Annotated in this window: 25 protein-coding genes; 20 read left to right on the top strand and 5 right to left on the bottom strand. The window is 61.1% G+C overall.

Annotated features, from left to right (window positions below; translation table 11 throughout):
- Positions 1-72 precede the first annotated feature (72 nt).
- Positions 73-1,143 (bottom strand): recombinase RecA, encoded by a 1,071-nt coding sequence (gene recA / locus E4662_RS10645; protein ID WP_136441506.1) that lies wholly within the window; start codon positions 1,141-1,143, stop codon positions 73-75.
- Positions 1,144-1,324: 181 nt separating this feature from the next.
- Between recA and E4662_RS10640 the strand changes: the two genes are divergently transcribed.
- The gene (locus E4662_RS10640) at positions 1,325-1,918 is read left to right on the top strand and encodes a sulfotransferase family protein (RefSeq protein ID WP_136441505.1); all 594 of its coding nucleotides are present in this window, start codon (positions 1,325-1,327) and stop codon (positions 1,916-1,918) included.
- Here E4662_RS10640 and E4662_RS10635 read toward each other — a convergent pair.
- On the bottom strand, positions 1,915-2,931 hold the full coding sequence (locus E4662_RS10635; RefSeq protein ID WP_136441683.1) for a nuclear transport factor 2 family protein: 1,017 nt from the start codon (positions 2,929-2,931) through the stop codon (positions 1,915-1,917). The two genes, E4662_RS10640 and E4662_RS10635, sit on opposite strands and share 4 nt — an antisense overlap.
- Before the next feature lie 117 nt (positions 2,932-3,048).
- Here E4662_RS10635 and E4662_RS10630 point away from each other — a divergent pair, with 117 nt between their 5' ends.
- From E4662_RS10630 to E4662_RS10560, 15 genes are all read left to right on the top strand, one after another.
- On the top strand, positions 3,049-4,098 hold the full coding sequence (locus E4662_RS10630) for an ABC transporter ATP-binding protein (protein WP_136441504.1): 1,050 nt from the start codon (positions 3,049-3,051) through the stop codon (positions 4,096-4,098).
- Between the two features lie 79 nt (positions 4,099-4,177).
- Entirely contained in the window at positions 4,178-5,404 is a 1,227-nt protein-coding gene (locus E4662_RS10625) for an ABC transporter substrate-binding protein (protein ID WP_136441503.1), read from the top strand.
- A gap of 71 nt (positions 5,405-5,475) precedes the next feature.
- Entirely contained in the window at positions 5,476-6,501 is a 1,026-nt protein-coding gene (locus E4662_RS10620; RefSeq protein WP_136441502.1) for a carbohydrate ABC transporter permease, read from the top strand.
- 1 nt (position 6,502) lies between these two features.
- Entirely contained in the window at positions 6,503-7,384 is an 882-nt protein-coding gene (locus tag E4662_RS10615) for a carbohydrate ABC transporter permease (protein WP_136441501.1), read from the top strand.
- Positions 7,385-7,411: 27 nt separating this feature from the next.
- Positions 7,412-8,722, top strand: a complete 1,311-nt coding sequence (gene hisD, locus E4662_RS10610; RefSeq protein ID WP_136441500.1) for a histidinol dehydrogenase — start codon at positions 7,412-7,414, stop codon at positions 8,720-8,722.
- Entirely contained in the window at positions 8,719-9,759 is a 1,041-nt protein-coding gene (locus E4662_RS10605) for an ester cyclase (RefSeq protein ID WP_136441499.1), read from the top strand. Before hisD ends, E4662_RS10605 begins: the two co-directional genes overlap by 4 nt.
- On the top strand, positions 9,756-10,523 hold the full coding sequence (locus E4662_RS10600; protein WP_136441498.1) for an SDR family NAD(P)-dependent oxidoreductase: 768 nt from the start codon (positions 9,756-9,758) through the stop codon (positions 10,521-10,523). Before E4662_RS10605 ends, E4662_RS10600 begins: the two co-directional genes overlap by 4 nt.
- Positions 10,523-11,560 carry a LacI family DNA-binding transcriptional regulator gene (locus E4662_RS10595; protein ID WP_136441497.1) on the top strand — a complete coding sequence of 346 codons (1,038 nt, stop codon included), beginning with the start codon at positions 10,523-10,525 and terminating at the stop codon, positions 11,558-11,560. The genes E4662_RS10600 and E4662_RS10595 overlap by 1 nt, the downstream gene beginning before the upstream one ends.
- A complete protein-coding gene (locus E4662_RS10590; RefSeq protein WP_136441496.1) occupies positions 11,557-12,525 on the top strand; it encodes a nuclear transport factor 2 family protein in 969 nt (322 codons plus the stop codon). Before E4662_RS10595 ends, E4662_RS10590 begins: the two co-directional genes overlap by 4 nt.
- Before the next feature lie 12 nt (positions 12,526-12,537).
- Positions 12,538-13,527, top strand: a complete 990-nt coding sequence (locus tag E4662_RS10585) for a nuclear transport factor 2 family protein (protein WP_136441682.1) — start codon at positions 12,538-12,540, stop codon at positions 13,525-13,527.
- Positions 13,527-14,138 (top strand): pyridoxamine 5'-phosphate oxidase family protein, encoded by a 612-nt coding sequence (locus tag E4662_RS10580; protein ID WP_136441495.1) that lies wholly within the window; start codon positions 13,527-13,529, stop codon positions 14,136-14,138. The genes E4662_RS10585 and E4662_RS10580 overlap by 1 nt, the downstream gene beginning before the upstream one ends.
- A gap of 139 nt (positions 14,139-14,277) precedes the next feature.
- Positions 14,278-15,243, top strand: coding sequence for a cupin domain-containing protein (locus E4662_RS10575; protein WP_136441494.1), 966 nt, complete (start codon positions 14,278-14,280; stop codon positions 15,241-15,243).
- A gap of 63 nt (positions 15,244-15,306) precedes the next feature.
- A complete protein-coding gene (locus tag E4662_RS10570; protein WP_136441493.1) occupies positions 15,307-16,428 on the top strand; it encodes a cobalamin-independent methionine synthase II family protein in 1,122 nt (373 codons plus the stop codon).
- The gene (locus E4662_RS10565; RefSeq protein ID WP_136441492.1) at positions 16,425-17,117 is read left to right on the top strand and encodes an alpha/beta fold hydrolase; all 693 of its coding nucleotides are present in this window, start codon (positions 16,425-16,427) and stop codon (positions 17,115-17,117) included. The genes E4662_RS10570 and E4662_RS10565 overlap by 4 nt, the downstream gene beginning before the upstream one ends.
- On the top strand, positions 17,117-17,821 hold the full coding sequence (locus E4662_RS10560; RefSeq protein WP_136441491.1) for an RraA family protein: 705 nt from the start codon (positions 17,117-17,119) through the stop codon (positions 17,819-17,821). The genes E4662_RS10565 and E4662_RS10560 overlap by 1 nt, the downstream gene beginning before the upstream one ends.
- On the opposite strand, the gene E4662_RS10555 is transcribed toward E4662_RS10560, so the two are convergent.
- On the bottom strand, positions 17,818-18,006 hold the full coding sequence (locus E4662_RS10555) for a hypothetical protein (RefSeq protein WP_136441490.1): 189 nt from the start codon (positions 18,004-18,006) through the stop codon (positions 17,818-17,820). The two genes, E4662_RS10560 and E4662_RS10555, sit on opposite strands and share 4 nt — an antisense overlap.
- Before the next feature lie 179 nt (positions 18,007-18,185).
- Between E4662_RS10555 and E4662_RS10550 the strand changes: the two genes are divergently transcribed.
- Both E4662_RS10550 and aroQ read left to right on the top strand, forming a co-directional pair.
- Entirely contained in the window at positions 18,186-19,505 is a 1,320-nt protein-coding gene (locus E4662_RS10550) for a cytochrome-c peroxidase (RefSeq protein WP_136441489.1), read from the top strand.
- 65 nt (positions 19,506-19,570) lie between these two features.
- Positions 19,571-20,005 carry a type II 3-dehydroquinate dehydratase gene (gene aroQ / locus E4662_RS10545; RefSeq protein WP_136441488.1) on the top strand — a complete coding sequence of 145 codons (435 nt, stop codon included), beginning with the start codon at positions 19,571-19,573 and terminating at the stop codon, positions 20,003-20,005.
- A 1-nt stretch (position 20,006) separates the two neighbouring features.
- Here the strand turns inward: aroQ and E4662_RS10540 are convergent, their stop codons facing one another.
- A complete protein-coding gene (locus tag E4662_RS10540; RefSeq protein WP_240705166.1) occupies positions 20,007-21,194 on the bottom strand; it encodes an FAD-dependent monooxygenase in 1,188 nt (395 codons plus the stop codon).
- A gap of 74 nt (positions 21,195-21,268) precedes the next feature.
- A complete protein-coding gene (gene dksA / locus E4662_RS10535; protein WP_136441680.1) occupies positions 21,269-21,691 on the bottom strand; it encodes an RNA polymerase-binding protein DksA in 423 nt (140 codons plus the stop codon).
- Positions 21,692-21,856: 165 nt separating this feature from the next.
- On the opposite strand from dksA, the gene E4662_RS10530 reads away from it, so the two are divergent.
- Positions 21,857-22,699: an AAA family ATPase gene (locus E4662_RS10530; protein WP_136441487.1), complete on the top strand. Its 843-nt coding sequence runs from the start codon at positions 21,857-21,859 to the stop codon at positions 22,697-22,699.
- 72 nt (positions 22,700-22,771) lie between these two features.
- Positions 22,772-23,917, top strand: a complete 1,146-nt coding sequence (locus E4662_RS10525; protein ID WP_136441486.1) for a cytochrome-c peroxidase — start codon at positions 22,772-22,774, stop codon at positions 23,915-23,917.
- Positions 23,918-23,926 lie beyond the last annotated feature (9 nt).

Raw genomic sequence — 23,926 nt, 5'->3', positions numbered from 1 at the left:
GTGCAAGGCACGGCGCAAAACCAAAAAAGGGGCACCCAACGGCGCCCCTTCTCAATCCCAGGTCTGGGGCGATCAATCGTCGTCGATCATATCCGGATCATCGCGGTCCATGTCAAACTCAAGACCATGCGCCGCGCGGATCTTGTCTTCGATCTCAAGCGAAATCTGCGTGTTTTCCTTCAGGAAGTTCTTCACGTTCTCGCGCCCCTGCCCGATCCGTTCGTCCCCATAGGAATACCAGGCCCCGGACTTCTCCACGACGCCGGCCTTGACCCCCAGGTCAATCAGCTCACCGGTCTTGGAAATCCCTTCGCCATACATGATGTCGAACTCGACCTGCTTGAACGGCGGCGCCACCTTGTTCTTCACAACTTTCACACGCGTCGCGTTGCCGACCACCTCATCGCGATCCTTGATTGCGCCGATGCGGCGAATATCGAGACGGACAGAGGAGTAGAACTTCAGCGCGTTACCGCCGGTCGTCGTTTCGGGCGAGCCGAACATCACGCCGATCTTCATGCGAATCTGGTTGATGAAGATCACCATGCAATTCGTGCGGGAAATGGAGCCGGTCAGTTTGCGCATGGCCTGCGACATCAGGCGGGCATGCACCCCCACGCTGCTGTCACCCATGTCACCTTCAAGCTCGGACTTCGGCGTCAAAGCCGCGACCGAGTCGACCACCACAAGATTCACCGCGCCGGAACGCACAAGCGTATCGGTGATCTCAAGCGCCTGTTCGCCCGTGTCTGGCTGCGAAATCAGCAGCTCATCCAGATCTACGCCGAGCTTCTTGGCATAGGCCGGATCAAGCGCGTGCTCGGCGTCCACAAAGGCGCAAACACCGCCCTTTTTCTGTTCTTCAGCAATGGCATGAAGCGTCAGCGTTGTTTTACCCGAGCTTTCCGGCCCGTAGATCTCGATGATCCGCCCTTTCGGCAACCCGCCAATGCCAAGCGCAATGTCGAGGCCGAGTGAGCCGGTCGAGGTTGCCTCGATGTCCCGCATGGCGTTTTCGCCACCGAGTTTCATGATCGAGCCCTTGCCGAACTGCCGTTCGATCTGGGCCAGAGCGCTGTCGAGCGCCTTTTGCTTATCTGCTTTTTTCTTGGAATCCATGGTCAGGAGATCTGCCGTTGCCATCACTTCCGTCCTTATTTCACACGCCACCGATCGCGGCAATCACTGCATTTGTTCTCGCCTTGTTCTCAATGCTATGCGATCAAAACGAGAACATTTCAAGTTAAATCTTACTCTTCTCAGTCTGGCCGCGTACGGTTAAAACTTGGTTTACCAAGAAGAAGCACCGCCGAAGGGATTGGAAATGCTGGTTTTCTGGAAAGCGCGGCTGGTGTTTCTGGCGGTTCCCAAGACGGGAACATCGGCGTGGGAGAACGCGCTTTTGCCATTTGCGTCGATGACGGTGCTCGATCCGCCGGAGCTGAAACATGCGCCGGTTTACCGCTATAACCGCTTTTTCCGGCCCATGTATGACAAGATGGGCGCGCCGGACATGGAGCTTCTGGCCGTGGTGCGAGAGCCGATTTCCTGGCTGGGATCCTGGTATCGGTACCGCCAGCGTGGCTTTCTCGAAGGCAAACCGACATCCACGCGAGGCATGACATTCGATGCATTCTGCCAGGCTTATTCCACCGGAGAACGTCCGCCTTTTGCCAATGTCGGCAGTCAGGCCAAGTTCATAGAGCCGCGCCCCAACGGCATCTCGGTCAGCCATTTGTTCAAGTATGAGAATCAGGCCGGGTTGATCGATTTCATGCAGGATCGTTTGGGGATCGCCATAGACCTACCCCGCGAAAACGTCTCACCCCGGCGCGATCTGAGCCTGTCAGACGAGACCGAAGCGAAGCTCCGCCGCAAATGCGCGGCGGATTTCGAAGCCTGGGAGCGCGCACTCTAGGGCGTCTTCATCAGAGGAATGCGCCCCAGAACATCCAGCCCCTGCTGGTTCCAGAAGTGCAACAGGTCGATGAAGATCCAGTTCTCCGCCAGTTTGTCGCCCTCGCGCCGGTAAATGTCGATCACCCGCATGTCGCCGGGTTTCCCGGTCGCGGGCATCCCCATGAAGCCGCCCGTTGGCGTCAACGTCAGGTTCGGCCAACCGAAAAAGCCGCCATAGTGCCCTTCCGCGACTTTCGCCACATGCCCGTTAAAGATCCGTTTCTCAAATCCGGCACGGAACGGGCCGGAGTGCTGCTTGGCGTAGCGTTCAATGGTGTAGGTCGCGCCGATCCCGGCCGGGCCCCACCAAATCATGTCTTCGGTCCAGGATCTGCGCAGCTCGTCCTCAAGCGGCTCACTGTTCCCGCCGGTCCATGTCTTGATGTCCTGAACCATGAAGTTGATTGCCGCGAGGGTCTTCTCCCCTTCTTCCGGCGATTGCACATCAAAGAGCAGGCCATCATGCGTCAACGGCCCCGGTTGCACCATATGCGCGGCAGTTTGCGCCGGGAAAGGCTGCAAACCCGCCTGCATCATCAAGTGCGGGATGTCGAAATACATCGCTTCGGCGGTGATGCGCCCGTCCTCGACCTTGTGAAAGGCACAGTAGCGCAGCAGCACCATCTTGCCGGTTGGCGGGATGCCAAGCCACGGCGCATCGAACAGGCCCATGAGATGCCCCATGGAGACAACCCAGACGCCATCGTCGCCTTCGATGGCATTGCGCCCCGCCATAAAGACGTCGAGCCGACGCTGCATCGACGTCAGTGCCTGCCGCAACGGAACCCAAAATGATTCGGCGACAGTTCCCGGCCCTGTCTGCTCGTGGAACGGATGAAAGCCCCGCCAATCCAAATCAGGCGCACAGAAGGTCTCCATCACTGCGCCAAGCGCGTCGGGCGCGGCCTTGTCCAGCTCTGAATAGAAATCCAGAACCACTTGTTTTTCTGACTGAAAATCAGTTTCCGCCATGTGTTCTTCCGTCGGGTTGGGGTGATGTTGCATAGGTTTGCAAAAACATCTTGCCAAAATGTCGCGGTCGCGTCTAGGGTTTTGCATAGGAATGCAAAGGCAGCCCCGGGGGAACGAATGGCCGAGATTCAACTGCGTAATTTGTCGAAGCGCTGGGGCAGCTTTGTTGGTGTCGACAATTTCGACCTGATCATCGCGGATCGCGAGTTTCTGGTCCTGCTGGGGCCGTCGGGCTGTGGCAAGACCACGACCATGCGGATGATCGCGGGCCTCGAAGATGCCACCGAAGGCGATATCCTGATCGGCGGGTCGCGGGTCAATGACATGGAGCCGAAGGACCGCGACGTGTCCATGGTGTTCCAGAGCTACGCGCTTTACCCGAATATGAACGTCTACGAGAACATCCGGTTTCCGCTGAAGGTGCGCGGGATCGATCCCAAGACCCACGACGAAAAGGTGCGCCGCGCCTCCGCCATGGTGGAGCTTGACGACTTCCTGCACCGCAAACCTGCGGAGCTTTCAGGTGGCCAGCGTCAGCGCGTCGCCCTTGCGCGCGCCATCGTTCGAGAGCCGAACGTCTTCCTGATGGACGAGCCGCTGTCGAACCTTGATGCCAAGCTGCGGGTTTCGACCCGCGCGCAGATCAAGAACCTGAGCCACGAACTGGCGGTTACAACCATCTACGTGACCCACGACCAGATCGAGGCCATGACCCTCGCGGACCGCGTTGTGGTCATGAAGCAAGGGCTGGTTCAGCAGGTCGGCACCCCGACCGAAATCTACGACCGCCCCGCCAACGCCTTTGTGGCCAGCTTCATCGGCAACCCGGCCATGAACCTGGTGGATGGACAAATGTCCGGTGGCAAGTTCGAGGCGGAATACACCGCCATCGAAGGGCTGCAGGCCCCCGATGGTGCTGTAACACTCGGATTCCGTGCCGAAGACGCCAGCGTTGTCGAAAGCGGTGGCCAGATCAACGGTCCGATCTACACCATGGAACTCCTGGGCGAGGCGACAATGGTCTCTGTCCGCGTGGGCGGTGCCCTTGTCAGTGTAAAGGCCGACAAGAATTACCGGGCCGAGATCGGCGAAACCGTGTCGATCCACGTTCCAACAGATCACTGCCACTTGTTTGACGCGAAAACAGGTGAGCGTGTCGGGGGCTAAGGCCCCCTTCCCCGCCTTGGCGGGACAAACCGGATGCAGGCTTCGAAGATGCATCCAGCATAACAGGGAGAAGTATCACATGTTCCTCAGAACAGTAGCAATGGCTGGCGTCATGTCGGCCCTGGCGGGAACCACCGCCATGGCGTGCGAGATTTCCGCACGCGTGTCCATCGTGGGCAACGAGTTCCCGGCTATCCACGCCGTTGCAGACGGCGCCAAGGCTTGCGCCGGCGGCGAAGTGGAAGCGAACCTGACCGCTGACCACCAGAAGATCAACCTCGCAGGCATGCAGGGCAACCCGGCGGAATACACCTCCGCGATTATCGCCAACAGTTCCATCGTTGCGCTGATGAACGAAGACGTCATCCGTCCGCTTGACGATCTGGTCGCCAAGCACGGTGGCGCGCTGAAGAAGAACCAGCTGATCACCGTCAACGGACAGGTCATGGCGGTTGCCTTCATGGCAAACGCGCAGCATCTCGTTTATCGCTCCGACATTCTGGAGCAGGCCGGGATCGAGCCGCCGAAGACCTACGAAGACATGCTGGCCGGCGCGAAAATGATCCGCGACAAAGGCCTGCTGGAGTACCCGCTGGGCGGCGCCTATGCCTCCGGTTGGAACCTCGCTCAGGAATTCACCAACATGTACATCGGCCATGGCGGTGCGTTCTTCGAGGCAGGCAGTGCAACGCCGACCGTGAACAACGAAACCGGTGTCGCCGCGCTTGAGATGATGAAGGCGCTGAGCGAGTACATGAACCCCGACTTCCTGACCCACGATTCCAACGCCACCTCGGCAGAGTGGAAAGCGGGCAACGTCGCCATGATGAACATGTGGGGCTCGCGCATGGGTCCGCTCAAGGATCCTGAGCAGTCCACCCCGGAAGTTGTGGCCACCACAACTCTCGCCGCGCCGATGACCGTCGCGGGTGGTGACACCCCGGCAACCACCTTGTGGTGGGACGGCTGGACCGTGGCCAAGAACATCCCCGAGGCCGAAGCCGAAGCGACCTTCCTTGCCATGATGAACGGCATCAGCCCGGACCGTCTTGATGACGAGATGACGCCTCTGGCCGTCTGGCTGATCGATGGCTACGAGCCGACAGACGCCGCCGTGGGTGTCTTTGCTGCGGCCAACATGAACGCCGTGCCTTACCCGATGCTGCCCTACCAGGGCCTGATGCACACCGCTCTGGGTGCGGAGCTGTCTGACTTCATGCAGGGCAAGGAAAGCGCCGAGCAGGCGCTGGCCGATGTTGAAGCCGCCTACACCGCGGCTGCCAAAGAAAAAGGCTTCCTTCAGTAAGCCTCTGACACCGTCCGGGGGGCGCGCAGTCCCCCGGATCTCTTCCCTTCCTCCTGACAAACGGCCTTACGATGAAGCACAGAACGTTTTTCTGGTTCTTCCTGCCCACGGCGCTGGCGATGTTGCTCTTCATCGCAATGCCCATCGTTTCCGTGGTCACGCAGAGCCTTTTCACTCCGCATGAGGCGGTTCTGATCACCTCGGAAAACTGCGGCCCCTTCGGCTGCAAGACAGAGACCACCATCGACCAGGAGGCCACCGAGGCCCTGCGCGCCGAAAAACCGCTCGGCCGGTTTGCAGGCCTGAGCATCTATCTCGACCGCGGTCACCTTGCCATTGCCGAGGTCTCGGACGCCTGGACCAATCGCGAAAGCTTCGGCGGCTTTGTGTCTGCGCTTGGCAACCTGCCATTCTACCGCGCAATTGGCTTCACGCTGACCTATACGTTCACGGTTACACCGCTTCTGATCATCCTCGGATTGATGATCGCGCTGGCCGTCAACTCGCTGCATCGCCACCTCAAAGGGCTGATGATCTTCTTCTCGCTGCTGCCCATGATCGTGAACCCGCTTGTCGGCTCGCTGATCCTGTTCTGGATGATCGACGCCCGCGGCATCATCGGCTCGGCTCTGCAATGGATGGCCGGAGATCCCGACCTGTCATTGAAAGCCTCCACCCCGATGATGTGGATCGCCATCATTGTCTACGGTGTCTGGCACTCTGCCCCCTTTGCCTTCGTGGTCTTCTATGCGGGCCTGCAAACCCTGCCGAAGGACCAGCTTGAAAGCGCGCAGATCGACGGCGCGACCCGCTGGCAACAGGTTCTCTACGTTGTGGTGCCTCACCTGATGCCGCTGGTGACCTTCGTGGCGCTCATCCAGCTCATGGACAACTTCCGGGTGTTCGAACCGATTGTCGGCTTCAACGCCGCCGCCCATGCCACCTCGCTTTCGTGGATCATCTTCAACGATCTCGGCGGCGAAACACGGCAGCTTTCCGCGGCCTCCGCAACCTCGGTGCTGACGATCCTCGGCGTCGCCATTCTGCTCTCACCGGTGCTTGTCCGCACCTGGCGTGACTTCAAAGGGAAGACCTGACATGGCCAGCAAAGCTCAACGCATGCCGCGCAGCTTGCGCACTGCGACCAACCTCTTCGTGCTGACATGGCTGATCCTTGCGGCCTTCCCCTTCCTGTGGACGCTCTGGGGCTCGTTCAAGATCGAGGCGGACTTCTTCTCGATCGCCAACTGGACCGACGCGCTCACCGGCGACAAGACCCAGGCCATCCACGGCTCCCGCTTCACCGACGCCGGCTATCAGGGCGCCTGGGTTCAGGAAGAGTTCTGGCGCGCGGCGATCAACACGCTGATCGTGTGTTTCTTCGTGGTCTGTACCTCCCTGACCATCGGCACGCTTGGTGGTTACGCGCTGTCGCGCTCCTCCTATCGCTATACCTTCTGGCTGCTGATCACCGCGCTGATCTTCCGCGCCATGCCGCCGATCACTCTGGTCTCGGGCTACCTGTTGCCGTTCTTTGAATGGAACCTTTGGGGGATCCTGCCGACCACGATCATCGTTCTGGTGGCGATCAACCAGCCGTTCACGCTTTGGATGCTGCACTCCTTCTTTCAGAATATCCCCAAGGAACTCGACGAGAGTGCCAAGGTGGATGGCTGCACCCAGTTCCAGGCTTTCCGCCGCGTGATCATCCCCGTGATGTGGCCCGGCGTGATCACCACCGGCCTGTTCAGCTTCCTCTTGGCCTATAACGACTTTGCGGTGACAACGATGCTGCTCGCCAAGGAGAACCAGACCATGGTTCCCAAGATCGCCAGCTTCCTCGGCACCACGCAGACCGAAGGCAACGTCATGTTCGCCGTCGCCGCCGTGGTCTCGGCCACCGTACCGCTCTTCATTCTCGTGATGTTCTTCCAACGCCAGATCGTTTCCGGCCTGACCGCAGGCGCTGTGAAGGGCTGAGACGGGACAAAAACAAGGACAAATTCCATGGCAATCACCCATCTCAAACGATCCAAACCCGAAGCGGAAAAGGCCACTGAGGACGCCAAGGTGCGCGGCACCGTCGAAGCGGCGCTGGCGGATATTGAGGCGCGCGGCGACACGGCAGTCCGCGAGATGTCGCAAAAGTTCGACGGCTACGCGCCCGAGAGCTTCCGCCTGAGCCAGAGCGAGATCGAAGGGCTGATGTCCAAGGTCTCGGCGCGTGACATGGAAGACATCAAGTTCGCGCAAGAGCAGGTGATGAACTTCGCCCGGGCTCAGCGCGCGTCCATGACCGATATCGAGGTTGAAACCCTGCCCGGCGTGATCCTTGGCCACAAGAATATCCCGGTGCAGTCGGTCGGCTGCTACGTACCGGCGGGCAAGTTCCCCATGGTCGCCTCAGCCCATATGTCCGTGGCCACTGCCACTGTCGCCGAAGTGCCGCGCATTGTTGCCGCCACCGCCCCCTTCAAGGGCGAGCCGAACCCGGCGGTGATCGCGGCCATGCATCTGGGCGGGGCACATGAGATCTACGCGCTTGGCGGCATTCAGGCGATTGGCGCCATGGCCATCGGCACCGAGACCATTGATCCAGTGCATATGCTTGTTGGTCCCGGCAACGCCTTTGTGGCCGAGTCCAAACGCCAATTGTATGGCCGGGTCGGCATCGACCTCTTTGCAGGCCCGACCGAAACCATGGTCATTGCGGACGACACCGTGGATGCAGAGCTCTGCGCGACGGATCTGCTGGGTCAGGCTGAACACGGCTACAACTCCCCGGCCTGCCTGATCACCAATTCGAAGAAGCTGGCCGAAGACACCCTGACCGAATGCGAACGCATCCTTGGCATTCTGCCCACCGCAGAAACCGCGCGCGCGTCCTGGGAAGATTACGGTGATGTGATCCTGTGCGACACCCATGAGGAAATGCTGCAGGTCGCCAATGACATGGCCTATGAGCACGTTCAGATCATGACCGACCGGGATGACTGGTATCTGGAAAACATGCACTCCTACGGCGCATTGTTCCTTGGCCCGCGCACCAACGTGGCCAATGGCGACAAGGTGATCGGCACCAACCACACCCTGCCGACAAAAAAGGCCGGGCGATACACCGGTGGTCTTTGGGTGGGCAAATTCCTGAAGACCCACAGCTATCAACGTGTGACCACCGATGAGGCGGCGGCGATGATTGGCGAATACGGCTCGCGCCTGTGCATGCTCGAAGGCTTTGTTGGCCACGCAGAGCAATGCAATATCCGCGTGCGCCGATACGGCGGGAAAAACATCGCCTACGGGACGGCCGCCGAATGACACCGGACGGTTTGAAATCTGCGCTGCTACCCTTGCGCACAGCCACGGCGACCTTTGAGGAAGCCACCGTACGCAAAGCACTGGGCGCCATCATGGCGCCCGACGCGACTTTGCACCTGTGCCATCCGTTCGGCGATCTGACCGGACCGGACGCGTTCTACGACACCTGTTATGCCCCCCTGCTGACCGCCCTGCCCGATCTGGAACGCCGTGACATGATCGTCATGGCCGGCACCACGCCCGAAGGGCAGGACTGGGTCGGGACGATGGGCCAGTACATGGGCACCTTCACCGCGCCGTTTCTGGACATCCCGCCCACTGGGCATCTGGTGCATATGCGCTATCACGAGTTCTTCCGCCTTGAGGACGGCAAGATCACACAAATGCAGGCGATCTGGGACATCCCGGAGATGATGATGCAGGCCCGCGCCTGGCCCATGGCGCCGCAGCTGGGCGCGTTTCTCGCCACACCCGCCCCCATGACGCAGGACGGGCTGATCGTTTCCGGCGACGGCTCTGCCGCGCTCAAACGGGTTGTCGATATGCTGACGGACCTGTGCAAATACCCGGCCAATCCTGACCCCGCGATCATGCAGTTGCCCACCCATTGGCATCCGCGTTTCAACTGGTACGGGCCAACTGGCATCGGCACCGGGCGCGGCATCGCGGGTTTCCGCAACTGGCACCAGATCCCCTTCCTGCGCGCCATGCCGGACCGCAAACTCGACGCGATGGGCGATCTTATGTCCCATTGGGTTGGTGAAGGCAACTATGTCTGCGAGACGGGCTGGCCCAACATGCGCCTGACGCTGAGCGATGATGGCTGGATGGGCATTGCCCCGGCGGGCCGCGAGGTGCTTCTGCGCAGTCTCGATTTCTGGCGGGTCGAGGACGGGCTGATCCGGGAAAACTGGGTTCTGGTCGATCTTCTGGACCTTTACCGGCAAGTCGGCGTTGACGTGCTCGCCCGGTTGCGCGAATTCAACAAGGTGCGCCCCATGCACCCGTTGATGATTGACCAAGGGCTTTCCGCATGACCGATCTGCCCCAAACCCCCAGCTTCTCGCTTCAGGGAAAGCGCGCGCTTGTCACCGGCGCCTCGTCCGGGATTGGCATGGCCTGCGCCGTGGCGCTGGCCGAGCACGGCGCCGAAGTCACGCTCTGCGCGCGGCGCGAAGACAGCCTGAAGGCGCTGGCCGAAGAAATGCGCAGCAAGGGCTGGTCTGCAAATGTGCTGGCGCTTGACGTCTCCGACGTCGAGAAAACCGCGCAGGCCGTGGCCGATCATGGCCCCTTCGACATCCTGCTCAACTCCGCCGGTCTGGCGCGGCACGGCAAAGCCGCCGAAACACAGCTTGATGACTTTGACGCAGTCATGAACATCAACCTGCGGGGTGCCTATTTCCTGACGCAAGCGGTGGCCAAAAGTCTTCTGGCCGCAGGCAAACCCGGCTCCCTGATCAACATCTCTTCGCAGATGGGGCATGTGGGCGGGCTGGATCGTGCGGTCTATTGCGCGTCCAAATTCGCCGTGGAAGGTTTTACCAAAGCGATGGCGCTTGAGTTCGGCAAGGCAGGCATTCGCGTGAACACGATTTGTCCGACCTTCATCCTGACGGATCTGACACGTGGCACCTTCGAAGACCCGGACAAACGCGCCTGGATCCTCGACAAGATCAAACTGGGCCGTCCCGGCGAGGTCGAGGACATCATGGGCGCGGCGGTCTACCTCGCATCCGATGCCTCGAAACTTGTCACTGGCACCGCCATGCTCATTGATGGAGGCTGGACCGCGGACTGATGTTGAAAGGCAAGGCCACATCCTTTGACGTAGCCAAACTCGCCGGGGTCAGCCAATCCGCGGTGAGCCGGGTTTTCACACCCGGCGCATCCGCTTCCAAGAAAACCGCCGACAAGGTCCGCGAAGCGGCGACAAAGCTGGGATACCGACCCAATGCGCTGGCACGGGCGGTGGTCTCCGGCCGGAGCCGGATCATCGGGTTGGTCGTGGCCTATCTGGAAAACCAGTTTTACCCTGATGTTCTGGAAAAGCTTTCCAACGCCTTGCAGGAACGCGGTTACCATGTGCTGATCTTCATGGCGGCCCAAACCGCTGGGCGGATCGACGAGGTTGTCGATGAAATCCTGGATTATCAGGTGGATGGCATTATCGCCGCCTCTGTCGCCCTGTCCTCTGAACTGACCGAACGGTGCAATGCCGCTGGCGTGCCTATGGTGCTGTTCAACCGCTCTCAGGATGATCCCGGCATGTCTGCTGTCACTTCCGACAACGTGGCGGGTGGGCGCAAGGCCGCAGAGTTCCTGATCGCTGGCGGTCACACCAAGATCGGCTATGTTGCCGGTTGGGAGGGCGCTTCGACCCAGCGCGACCGTGAAGCAGGCTTTGTCCGGGCCCTCGAAGCGCACGGCTTGAGACTGCACGCGCGCGAGGTCGGCCAGTTCACCACCGAAGCGGCCCGTGAAGCCGCCCGGCGCATGTTCGCCCAAGACCCGCCCGATGCGGTTTTTGCGGCCAACGATCACATGGCTCTGGCGGTCATGGACACGGTGCGGTTCGAGCTTGGCCTCGATGTGCCCGGAGACGTCTCGGTCATCGGATACGATGACGTGCCCGCCGCCGACTGGCCCGCTTACGCGCTGACAACCGTGCGCCAGCCTGCCAACCGGATGGTGGCCGAAACGGTCGACATCCTGCTCAACACAATTGAAGACACAAACACGCCCCCCCGCCGCATCGCCATCGACGGGCCGCTTATCGTACGCGGCTCGGCCAGGGTGCCGGACGGCTGGGAGACGGGCAAAGGACCAGACACATGAGTTATGCATCGAACCGCTGGAAAGACTTCCCGGACTACATTCTGAAGATCACCCATGAAATCTGGGAAGAGCGCGGGCTGGCCACGCTCAACCACTACTATGCGCCGGACATCCCCATGCGGTTTCCTGAAGGGCTTTCTGTCGGCAATCAGCGCACCATCAACGGCACGCTGGCCACGCTGGCCGAGTTTCCGGATCGGGAACTGACCGGCGAAGATGTGATCTGGTCGGAAAGCGAAGAGCATGGTTTTCTGTCTTCGCACCGGCTGCTGACCATGGGCACACATACGGGCGGCGGCTATTTCGGCCCGGCCACCGGAAAACGCTTTGTCATCCGCGCGATTGCCGATTGCGCTGCTGTTGGCGATCAGATCAATGACGAATGGCTGATCCGCGACACCGCCGGGATCGTCAAACAGCTCGGCATGGACCCGGCCGAGTTCGCCCGCGGCCTGATCGTACGTGAAGGCGGGCCGGAACACTGTGTCAAACCTTTCACCCCCGCCATAGACATCGAAGGCCCTTACAAAGGGCGCGGCAACGACAATGAATGGGGCGCGAAGCTGGCCGATATCCTGACCCGGATGATGGACAAGGACTTTGGCGTGATCCGGGCCGAGTATGACCGGGCCGTGCAAACCGAACACCCGGCTTCGACCACCGTGCATTCCTGGGCCGATACGGAGCGGCTCTGGATGGGGCTGCGCGCCGCGTTCCCGAACGCCACCTTCAAGATCGAGCATCAGATTGGCCGCGAAGATCCGATGTTGTCGCCTCGCGCCGCCATCCGTTGGAGCCTGCACGGCAAACACGACGGTTGGGGTATGTTCGGCCAACCCACGGGGGCGGATGTCTATGTGATGGGCTTCACCCACGCCGAGTTCGGCCCCTACGGGCTGCGCCGCGAATGGACGCTGTTTGATCACGTCTCGATCTGGAAACAGATCTTCATGGCGCAGGGGTAACCCCTCATGGCGATGCCCGGTTTTGATCCCAAATGGCGTGACCCGCCGGATTACATCCTTGGCGTGACCAAGGAGATCTGGGAGGATCGCGGCATCTCCACGCTTACCGGCAGCTATGCGGACGATATCGTTGTGCGCTCGCCTGCCTCTGTCGTCATCGGCAACGCCAACGTTATCGGCGCGACCATGGCAACACTGGCGGAGTTCCCGGACCGGCAACTTCTGGGCGAAGACGTGATCTGGTGCGAAGCGCCGTCGGGCGGTTTTCTCAGCTCGCACAGGCTGATCTCCACCGCCACCCACATGCGCCCCGGTGCCTATGGCCCGGCCACCGGCAAAACCCTGCGGTATCGCATCATTGCCGATTGTCATGCGGTGGATAACCAGATCAACGACGAATGGCTGATCCGCGATCAGGGAGCCATTGTCCGGCAGATCGGCATGGAACCCAAGGATTTTGCGCGCGACATGATCCATCGCGAAGGCGGACCGGAGCGTTGTGTTCAACCTCTCACGCCAGCCAATGACGCCCCCGGCCCTTACGCTGGCTCCGGCAATGATGACGAATGGGGCGCGCGCGCAGCCCAGACGATCAGCGCTATCATGGACGCCGATTTCACGGCCATTCCGCGCGCCTATGACCGCGCCGCGTTCCTGTCTTACCCCGGCGGCGAGAACGCTCTGTCCTATCACGGTGCCGATCAATTCTGGATGGGCCTGCGCGCCTCTTTCCCGAACGCGACCTTTACCATTCATCACCAGATCGGCCGGACCGATCCGGACATGCCTCCGCGCGCCTCTGTACGGTGGAGCCTTTTTGGCAAACACGATGGCTGGGGCCGGTTCGGCACACCCACGGGGGCAGAGGTCTATGTCTTGGGCCTAACGCATTTCGAGTTCGGCGCGGTTGTCACGGGCGAGCCTCGCATCCGGCGTGAGTTTACGCTCTTTGACGAGACCGCGATCTGGAAGCAGATCCTTCTGCAAACGGGGGATTTGTGATGCAGACCTTTGGCGAGCTGATGTTCACACAGGACGTTCGGGACATTCAGGAAGAGCGCGGCTCCCGGCAGCACTACGCCTTGGGCTATCGCAGGCTCGGCCTTGGCCCGGATGAGCGCAATTTCATCGAGACCCGCACCCATTTCTACATGGCGACGGTGAACAGCGACGGCTGGCCCTATGTGCAGCATCGCGGCGGGCCCGCCGGGTTTCTGACCGTATTGGATGAGGAAACGCTGGCTTTTGCCGACTATCCGGGCAACCGCCAGTATGTCTCCACCGGCAACCTAGCGGGCGACAACCGCGTTTCGCTGTTTCTTGTGGACTATCCCCGCCGTGCCCGATTGAAGATCCTGGCCCAAGCTGAAGTGGTGGCCGTAGAAGACGCCCCCGAGCTTGCCGCCAAACTGACCGCGCCAGAGAAGATCATGCCCACGCATGTGACACGGCTGACCGTCACCGCACTGGACTGGAACTGCCCGAAGTATATCACCCCGCGTTTCACCGAAGCCGACATCGACCAGATGCTTGGCCCGGAAATGCGCCGGATGGCAGGACGTATCGAAGAGTTGGAGGCCGAATTGGCGGCGCTCCGCAAAGGGAAGGAGTGAGCCATGCTGCCGCTTGACCCAAGCTTGCGCCGTAGACACGGCTATCTTGCCAGCCTTCGGGCGCGGCGTCTGAACCTGAGACCCCCGGGGATTTGAGGCCTTTCACACTCAACCCAAATTATCATTCAGGACCAGACACATGAACGCACAAGACATGGAATCCCGCATCGTTCGCTACGGCGATCTTCAACCCTGCAAAACCGCCTTTATCGACGCCCACACACCGGGCTCCGATCAGAAGGAAAACTTCACCATCATCGGCGGCGGCGTCTCCGAAAGCCCCGATCAGCACGTGCATATTTCCATCCCGCACGGTTTCAACATTGGCGCGGCGGGCCAGCCGCCAAAGTGCCGCAACTCGCTGCACGATCACCGCACCGCCGAGGCCTTCTTTGTCCTCTCCGGGCGCTGGCGCTTCTTCTGGGGCCGCTGGGGTGATGCCGGTGAAGTGGTCATGGAGCCGGGCGATATCTTCAACATCCCCACCGGCGTGTTCCGTGGGTTCGAGAACATCGGCAATGACTACGGGATGATCATGGCGATCCTTGGCGGCGACGATGCCGGTGGCGGCGTGATGTGGGCACCGCAGGTGATCGAAGACGCCGCTGACCACGGGTTGGTGCTCGGCGAGGACGGCAAGCTCTACGACACCAAGAAGCAGCAGCGCCTGCCCGAGGGCGTTGCGCCCATGCCGCTGATGAGCGACGAGGAACTGGCCAAGCGCCCCGAGCCGACCACCGCCGACGTGCTGCCCAACCACGTCGCCCGCTACTGGGACATGGTGGCGCTCGCCGACAAAAAGCCGGTCAGCGTGATTTCCGAGACCGGCCTTTTGCGGGACAAGCCGGGCTTCGAGGTCGATTTCATGACCCGCGCGTCCGCCAGCGACACCAAAACCAGCCACAAGCACCCCACCGTGTTGATGCCCGTCACCGGCCATTGGCGTGTGGAATGGGACGGCGGCACAGCAACGCTGGCGCCGGGCGATACCATGTCCGTGCCTGAAAACCTTGCCCATAGCGCCGTGCCGTCGATGACCGGAGACGCCGCGCTGTACCGGATCGTCGCCACCGATGACCCGGCTGGTCTGACTTGGAAAGGCTGATCACAAGAAACGACGCGCCCCGGACCTGATCCGGGGCCTCACCGCTCGGGAGGAGACAACCCAATGACCGTCAAGACAACCCATGTGGGCTCCCTGCCCCGCACACAGGACGTGGTCGATTTCATTTTCGCCCGCGAACACGGCAAGGACTATGACGCCGCCGCCTTTGACGCCTGCATGACCGCAGCCGTCTCTGAAACCGTCCGCAAACAGAAAGAGGCCGGCGTCGATATCGTCTCCGACGGCGAGACCTCCAAGATCAGCTATGCCACTTACGTCAAGGACCGCTACACCGGCTTTGACGGCGACAGCCCGCGCAATGCACCAGCCGATCTCAAGAAGTTTCCCAGCTTTCTCAAACGTCTGGCCGACGACGGCGGTACCCCGCAATACGCGCGGCCCATGTGTGTCGGTGAGGTAAAGTCCAAAGGACAGGGCGAGTTGGAAAAGGACATCGCCAACCTCAAATCCGCCATGGCGGGTCATGGCGTCGAGCGCGGCTTCATGAACGCTGCATCGCCCGGCGTGATTTCCCTCTTCCTGCAAAACGATTTCTACAAGACCCGCGAAGCCTATCTCGCGGCGCTGGCGGACGCGATGAAGGAGGAATATGAAACCATCGTGGCCGCCGGTCTCGATCTGCAACTTGATTGCCCCGATCTGGCCCTGTCGCGCCACATGCTGTTCAACGATCTTTCGGACGATGAGTTCCTGAAAATCGCGGCCTCCCATGTCGAAGCCCTGAACCACGCGTTGCAGGACGTCCCGCAAGAGCGTGTCCGCGTGCACATCTGTTGGGGCAATTACGAAGGTCCGCACGTTTGCGATATCCCCATGTCCAAGATGTTCGACACGCTCATGGCCACGAAATCGCGCTATGTTCTGTTCGAGACATCGAACCCCCGCCACGGCCATGAATGGACCACCTTCCGCGACCGCAAGTCCGACATTCCCGATGACAAGGTGCTGGTGCCCGGCGTTGTCGACACCACGACCAACTTTGTCGAGCACCCCGAACTGGTGGCGCAACGTATCGCGCGCTTTACCGACATCGTGGGCGAAGATCGTGTGATCGCCGGATCCGATTGCGGCTTTGGCACCTTCGCAGGTTTTGGCGCGGTGGACCCGGACATTGCCTATGCCAAGCTCTCGGCCCTTTCCGAAGGGGCGGCGCTGGCACAATGACACCGCTTGTCCTGATCCCCGGAATGATGTGCGACGCGCGGCTTTATGCGCCTCAGATCACTGCTTTTTCCGGGGAGACCGATCTTTTCCTGGCGAGCATTGGAGCCCACGACAGCGTCGAGGCCTTGGCCACCGACATTCTGGACCGCGCACCAAAGCGTTTCGCGCTTTGCGGGCTTTCCATGGGTGGAATCGTTGCGATGGAAGTGCTGCGGCAAGCGCCGGAGCGCGTGGAGCGGATCGCCCTTCTGGACACCAATCCTCTGGCGGAACTCGATGCCGTCAAGGCGCGTCGCCAGCCCCAGATGGAGGCCGTGCGCCAAGGGCATCTTGACCGTGTCATGCGCGACGAGATGAAGCCAAACTACCTGAGCAACGGACCGCAGCGCACTGAAATTCTTGATCTTTGCATGAATATGGCCCTGTCGCTCGGACCGGAGGTTTTCCTGCGCCAATCCGTTGCGCTGATGAACCGCCCTGATCAGTCGGACACGCTGCGCGCCGCCCGCCTCCCGGCCCTTGTGCTGTGCGGCGTGGACGATGCGCTTTGCCCCGTCGCGCGCCATGAGTTGATGGCGGAGCTGATCCCGGGCGCGACGCTCAAAATCATCGACGGCGCGGGGCATCTGCCCACGCTGGAACAACCGGACACGACAAACGCGGCGCTGCGGCGCTGGATGGAGACCTGATGGACACGCTCGACACCGACCTTCTGGACCTTTTGCGCAAGGTGGATACCCCCACTGTCTGCAACGCCATCGAGGTGGCCGAGGGCAAGCGCGGCTTTGCCAATTTCACCCGCGGCACCATGCTCGCGTCAGACGCGGAGGCTCCGGCCATGGTTGGCTTTGCCCGCACCGCCAAGATTGCCGCCGTCGAGCCGCCAACCGAGGCGCCGGAGGTGATCAAAGCCCGCCGTATGGACTATTACCGCCATATGGCCAGCGGTCCCCGCCCGGCGGTAACGGTGGTCGAAGACCTGGATTTCCCGCATTGCATCGGCGCTTACTGGGGCGAGATCAACACCACGGTGCACAAAGGCTTTGGCCTCGCGGGTGCGCTCACCAATGGCGTGATGCGCGATCTGGGGGATTTGCCGGACGGGTTTCCCGTCGTTGCCGGCTCCGTTGGCCCAAGCCACGGGTTCGTTCACGTCCGGGAAGTTGGCACCGAAGTGACGATTTTTGGCATGATGGTGGCTGACGGCGACCTGATTCATGCCGATCGTCACGGTGCACTGGTGATCCCGCCCGCCGTGATCCCGACGTTGAAATCGGCCATCGAAACGCTTCTGAACAGTGAAAAACTGGTTCTGGATCCGGCGCGGCAGGATGGGTTCACTTTCGAGGACTTCGAGCGCGCCTGGATCGCCTTCGAAAAGGCCCGAACTTAAACCCTGCGATCAAACACGCCGACCTGGCTTTTCGTATCGATCAGCCAGCCTTCCGGGCCGACCACATCACGCGGCAGCCACGTCCCCGTCCAATGGATGGCGACGGCGATCATCCGTTCCAGCAACCAAAGCGCAAGCAATCCGCCGATACACGCAGCGAAACCGTAGAGCAGCAACATACCCATCTTGTCCCCCAATGGATCTCTCACGCGCGGATTTAGCGAGGTGATGAATCAAGGATGTGACAGCCTGCGCGCCCGAATGCCTTTTGTGACGTCATACCAACGGCTCATGCCTTCTGATGCCGCAGACAGGGTTGCGCCCGGCAAAACTGAGCATACACTCCCCGCCGGGGAGAGAGACAATGCGCACAGTGATTTTGGTCGGAATTGGAATGCTTTGCGCGGGGTTGGCGCAGGCTCAGACAGCTTTGCCCACAGCTGTTACGGACGAGGATTACACGCCCACCAACCAAGCCGAAGCACGTTTGGGCCAGCAGCTTTTCTATGATCCGATCCTGTCAGGAAACCGCAATATTTCCTGCGCCACCTGCCATCACCCAAAGTTTGCCACCGCCGATGGCCTCAGTCTCGGACTTGGGGAAGGCGCGGTTGGCCTCGGCCCGGACCGCAAACCGACGCAAGACAACATGCCCGAGCAGCGCATTCCGCGCAACGCGACCGCTTTGTTCAATCTGGGCGCACATGAGTTCACCACGCTGTTCCACGATGGTCGGGTCAAAGCCGATCCAACCCGCAAGGGCGGCATGCGCACACCGATGGACGAGGACATGGTGCTCGGCTTTTCCGGTGTTCTGTCGGCGCAGACCATGTTTCCCGTGCTCTCCCCGGATGAGATGGCCGGGCATTACTCGGAAAATGACGTCTCCAAGGCGGTGCGTTCCGGCCTGATCACCGGAGACGGCGGGGCCTGGGATATCATCTCCAAACGGGTGGCCGGGATCCCTGAGTATCGGGCTCAGTTCGAGGCACTTTATCCGCATGTCGCCGGTGGATCGCCAATCGCCTTCACCGATATCTCCAATGCCATCGCAGTTTTCATTGCCTTTGAGTGGCGTTCGGACGACAGCCCGTTTGATGCTTACCTGCGCGGCACGGCAGATTTGCCGGACGCGGCGGCCGCGGGGATGGAGCTGTTTTACGGCGAGGCTGGCTGCGCGACTTGCCATTCCGGGCCCTTCCAGACCGATCACGTATTTCACGCCATGGGCGCGCCCCAACTTGGCCCCGGCAAGGCGGCACGCTTCGAGCGCCACGCCCGTGATGACGGGCGCATGCGGGTCACGGGACGCGAGGAGGATCGCTACGCCTTCCGCACCCCTTCTCTGAGAAACGTCACGAAAACAGGCCCTTGGGGGCACGCTGGCGGGCATGATGATCTTCGAAGCTTTGTCGGCGATCACGCTAGGGGCGGCGCTTTGGAAGATTACCAATTCGCTGCGGTGCTGCCCGAATTGCCGGGTATCAAACCCGATTGGACAGTGATGCAGGATGAAGACCAGCGGCGCGCAATAGCCGAGGCGGCGAGGCCGGGCCGCGCGCTTAGTGATGCTCAAATCGACGCGCTCATGGCGTTCCTCGCCGCGCTCGATGACCCGGTGGCGCTCTCCGGACGGCTGGGCATTCCGGAAACAGTGCCGTCCGGACTGCCCGTGGAACGCTAACCTGCGCTTTTCAAACCCCTGCCGCTTCGCTACTCCAAGGCAAAAGCCAAGACCAAGAGACCGCGATGAAAACGATCTACGTGCTGAATGGGCCAAATCTGAACCTTCTGGGCAAACGCCAGCCGGAAGTCTACGGGCATGAAACGCTCGAGGATGTGACCGCCCTGTGTGAGCAGGCCGCCGCCGCGGGCTTTGCCATCCACCCGGCTCAATCGAACTACGAAGGCGGGCTGGTCGAGTTGATCCACGAGGCGCGCGAAAAAGCCTGCGGGATCGTTCTGAACGCGGGCGCGTATACGCACACGTCCGTCGCGATTTTGGACGCGCTCAACACCTTTGACGGGCCGGTCATGGAAGTGCACATCAGCCAGGTGCACAAGCGCGAAAGCTTCCGCCATCACTCGTATATCGCGATGCGGGCCGATGGGGTGATTGCCGGTTTGGGGACCGAAGGCTATGCCGCCGCGGTGCGCCGCATCTGCCAGCTTTGCGAAAGCTGAGCTAGCCCTTCGTCACATCGTGAGCATAGAGCCAGTCGAACTGATGTAGAAGACGGTCCGGCGCGATCCGACCCAAAGCACCAAGCCCCAGATGCGCGGCCAAACGCATGGGACCGCGCAGGTGGTATTTCCAGGCGTTGCCGCTGGCCGTGTCTACAGCGCGGATCACCCGGTCCCGGCGGCGGGATTGGTATCGGGCCAGCGCTGTCTCCTGATCCGGCTCCGCCGCGAGACAATCGGCGAGCACATAGGCGTCTTCCATCGCCATATTCGCCCCCTGGGCGAGGAACGGCAGCGTGGGATGGGCCGCATCCCCCAAAAGCGCGAGCCCCGCGCCATGCCAGCGCTCTGCCACAGGATGCCGGAACAATCCCCAGAACCCCGGTGCTTCAACCCGTCGGAGCATCTCTGAGGCCATGCCACCAAACCCCGCGAAACTGCGGCGCAGGTTGGCCGGGTCATCGCTGTGGTGCCACCCTTCGGCGGTCCAGGTCTTGCGTTCTTCGGCCGCCACGATGTTCACACAGGTGCCGCCACGAAGCGGGTAGCTCACCAGATGCCGTCCCGGCCCCATGTGAACCTGCGCCTCGTTCGGGTGACCGAAAGTATTCGGCACGATGGCCCGCCAGGCGACCTGACCGGTGAAGAACGGCTTGGCCGTCCCGTTCAGCACCGGCCTCACGATCGAATGCAGCCCGTCCGCGCCAACGATCAGCTGATCGCTGACCGCATCGCCATTGCACAATGTCAGGACCGCAGGTTGTCCCGGCTCTGCCGAAAGCCCTTTTTGCAGCAGGCGGATTCGAATGTTCGCCGCGCGCGTGGCCTCGGCCAGCAGGTCGATGAGATCCGCCCGGTGCACAAAGCGGTAGTCCTGCCCCGCAGGCAATCGCGTGAGATCGAGCCGGGTCACCTCCCGTCCCCCCCGATAATCCCGGAGGGAAACCGCCCTGCCCTTGACCGAAATCTCGCGGAACCGCGCGCCAAGCCCCAATGCTTCGAGCACCCGCAACCCGTTTGGGCTGACCTGGATGCCCGCGCCCACCTCGGTGATCGCCTCGGCCTGTTCCAGAACACGCACCATTGCGCCGCGCTGCGCCAGAGCCAGGGCCGCCGTCAGCCCGCCAATGCCGCCGCCCAAAACAGTCACGCTGCGCTCTGTGAGGGCCGTATGAGAAGTCTGTGTCACGCGTTCATCCTGAAACAGAAACGCCGAGGCAATCACCCCGGCGTTTCTTATGCTTTGCTCAAGTCACACCACGATCAGTCGTCGCGGTGCACTTTCTCACGGCGTTCGTGACGCTCCTGCGCCTCGAGGCTCATGGTGGCAATCGGACGGGCATCCAGCCGCTTGAGGCTGATCGGCTCGCCGGTCACTTCACAGTAGCCGTATTCGCCTTCATCGATCCGGCGCAGAGCCGCATCGATCTTGTTCACAAGCTTGCGCTGGCGATCCCGGGTGCGCAGCTCCAATGCGCGATCCGTCTCCTCGCTGGCGCGGTCGGTCACGTCGGGGATGTTCCGCGTGCCCTCCTGCAAGGTCTCAATCGTATCCCGGCTATCCGCCAGAAGATCCTGCTTCCATGTCAAAAGCTTGCGCCGGAAGTACTCCAGCTGCTTTTCATTCATGAAAGGTTCATCTTCGGCTGGACGATAATCTTCCGGGAGAAAACTTTCCGCTTTCATCTTGGCTTCCTCGTCAACGCCAATATCCGCCATGGTATTTCCTTCAGATATCTGGCACCCCTACGCGAGTGCACTTACCCCAAGCCCCGGGGGTTGTCACTACTCAATAGCGACGTAACGTGGCGTTTTCGGGGCTGAAATAAAACAACCGTGAGGACAGGCGTAATGCGTTTTGAAGGAACCGAAAGCTATGTGGCCACCGGCGATCTGACGATGGCGGTCAATGCGGCCGTGACGCTGGAACGCCCGCTTTTGGTCAAGGGAGAGCCCGGAACAGGCAAGACAGAGCTGGCACGGCAGGTGGCCGATGCCCTTGGCGTCAGGATGATCGAGTGGAACATCAAGAGTACCACGCGGGCGCAGCAGGGTCTCTATGAGTATGACGCGGTATCACGACTTCGTGATAGTCAGCTTGGGGACGAGCGCGTAAATGATGTGCGCAACTACATCCGCAAGGGTAAGTTGTGGGAAGCGTTTCAGGCCGGAGAGAAGGTTGTTCTGCTGATCGACGAGATCGACAAGGCCGATATCGAGTTCCCCAATGACCTGTTGCAGGAACTCGATCGCATGGAGTTCCACGTCTACGAGACCGGCGAGACCATCCGCGCCGATGTGCGCCCCATCGTCATCATCACCTCGAACAATGAAAAGGAACTGCCGGACGCCTTCCTGCGCCGCTGCTTCTTTCACTACATCAAGTTCCCCGAAGCGGATGTCCTGCGCCAGATCGTCGAAGTGCACCACCCCGGCATCAAGCCGCAGCTTCTGACCACCGCATTGACGCAATTCTACGAGCTGCGCGAACAGCCGGGGTTGAAGAAGAAGCCCTCGACCTCTGAAGTTCTGGACTGGCTCAAGCTGCTTTTGGCCGAAGACATGGATGCCGAAGACCTCAAGCGCGACGGGGCAAGCGCCCTGCCCAAGCTTCATGGCGCCTTGCTCAAGAATGAACAGGATGTGCATCTGTTCGAGCGGCTCGCATTCATGGCGCGGCGTCAGGGCCGTTGAGGACTTGATCCGTATCAAGGCGGGCCGTAAATAACCGAGTCAAACAGTCGGAAACCCGATGGAGGCTCGGCCATGACATCCCTGTTTATCAGATCGCTTGGCGCCGCGTGTATTGCCGGGGCGCTATGGGTGCCGGTTGGCACTGCAACGCCGACAGAGCCTGCCTCGGACAAAGCGGCGCTTGGAGCGCTGCTTTTTCATGACGTCAACTTGTCGAAGAACCGCACGCAGTCCTGCGCCAGCTGTCATGACCCGGAGAATGGCTTTGCCGATCCGCGCGGCATGGCCTCTCCCGGCGATAACGGCACCTCGCTTGGCGACAGGAACGCGCCAACGGCCGCCTATGCATCTTTCTCTCCTCAGTTTCACCAGAACGCCGAGGGCGAATGGATCGGCGGGCAGTTCCTTGATGGGCGCGCCGCAAACCTCGTTGAACAGGCCGGTGGCCCGCCCCTGAACCCGGCCGAGATGGGGATGCAGGACGAGAGCGCCGTGGTTGCGCGGCTCAAGGAGAACCCTGTCTACATGGCAAGCTTCGCGGGCCTTTACGGCGCAGACATCTGGGACGATGACGCCGCGGCCTATCTTGCCATGACCGACGCCATCGCGGTCTTTGAAAGCACGGACACCTTTGCCCCCTTCGATTCCAAATACGACCGTTTCCTGCGCGGCGAGGCAGACCTGACCCGTGACGAAGAGCTTGGCCGCCTTTTGTTCTTTTCCGAGCAGTTCACCAACTGCGCTCTGTGTCACCAATTGAGCCGCTCTCCGATTGACCCGAAGGAGACCTTCTCGGACTACCGCTATCATAACATTGGCGTGCCGCAGAACACGGCGCTGCGGGACATGAACGGCGCAGCCGGGACCATCGACGAAGGGCTATACGCCAATCCGCTGGTTAACGATCCCAAGCAACGCGGCAAGTTCCGGACACCAACCTTGCGCAACGTGGCTGTGACCGGCCCTTACATGCACAACGGCGTGTTTGCGGATCTGCGGACGGTGATCCTGTTTTACAATCGCTACAACACCCGCAACGAAGCGCGGCAGATCAACCCCGAGACGGGCGAACGCTTTGGCAGCCCGGAGATCGCAAAGACTTTGGCCTTCAAGGAACTGACACATGGGCCCGCGCTGGATGATCAACGCATTGATGCGCTTGTGGCCTTTCTGAAAACACTGACGGACGCACGTTACGAGCCGCTTCTCGAGGAGTGACAGCCCCCC

This window comes from Pacificoceanicola onchidii (genome assembly GCF_004804335.1).
Taxonomy (GTDB): Bacteria; Pseudomonadota; Alphaproteobacteria; order Rhodobacterales; family Rhodobacteraceae; genus Pacificoceanicola; species Pacificoceanicola onchidii.
This window is presented reverse-complemented; position numbering and strand designations above follow the sequence as displayed.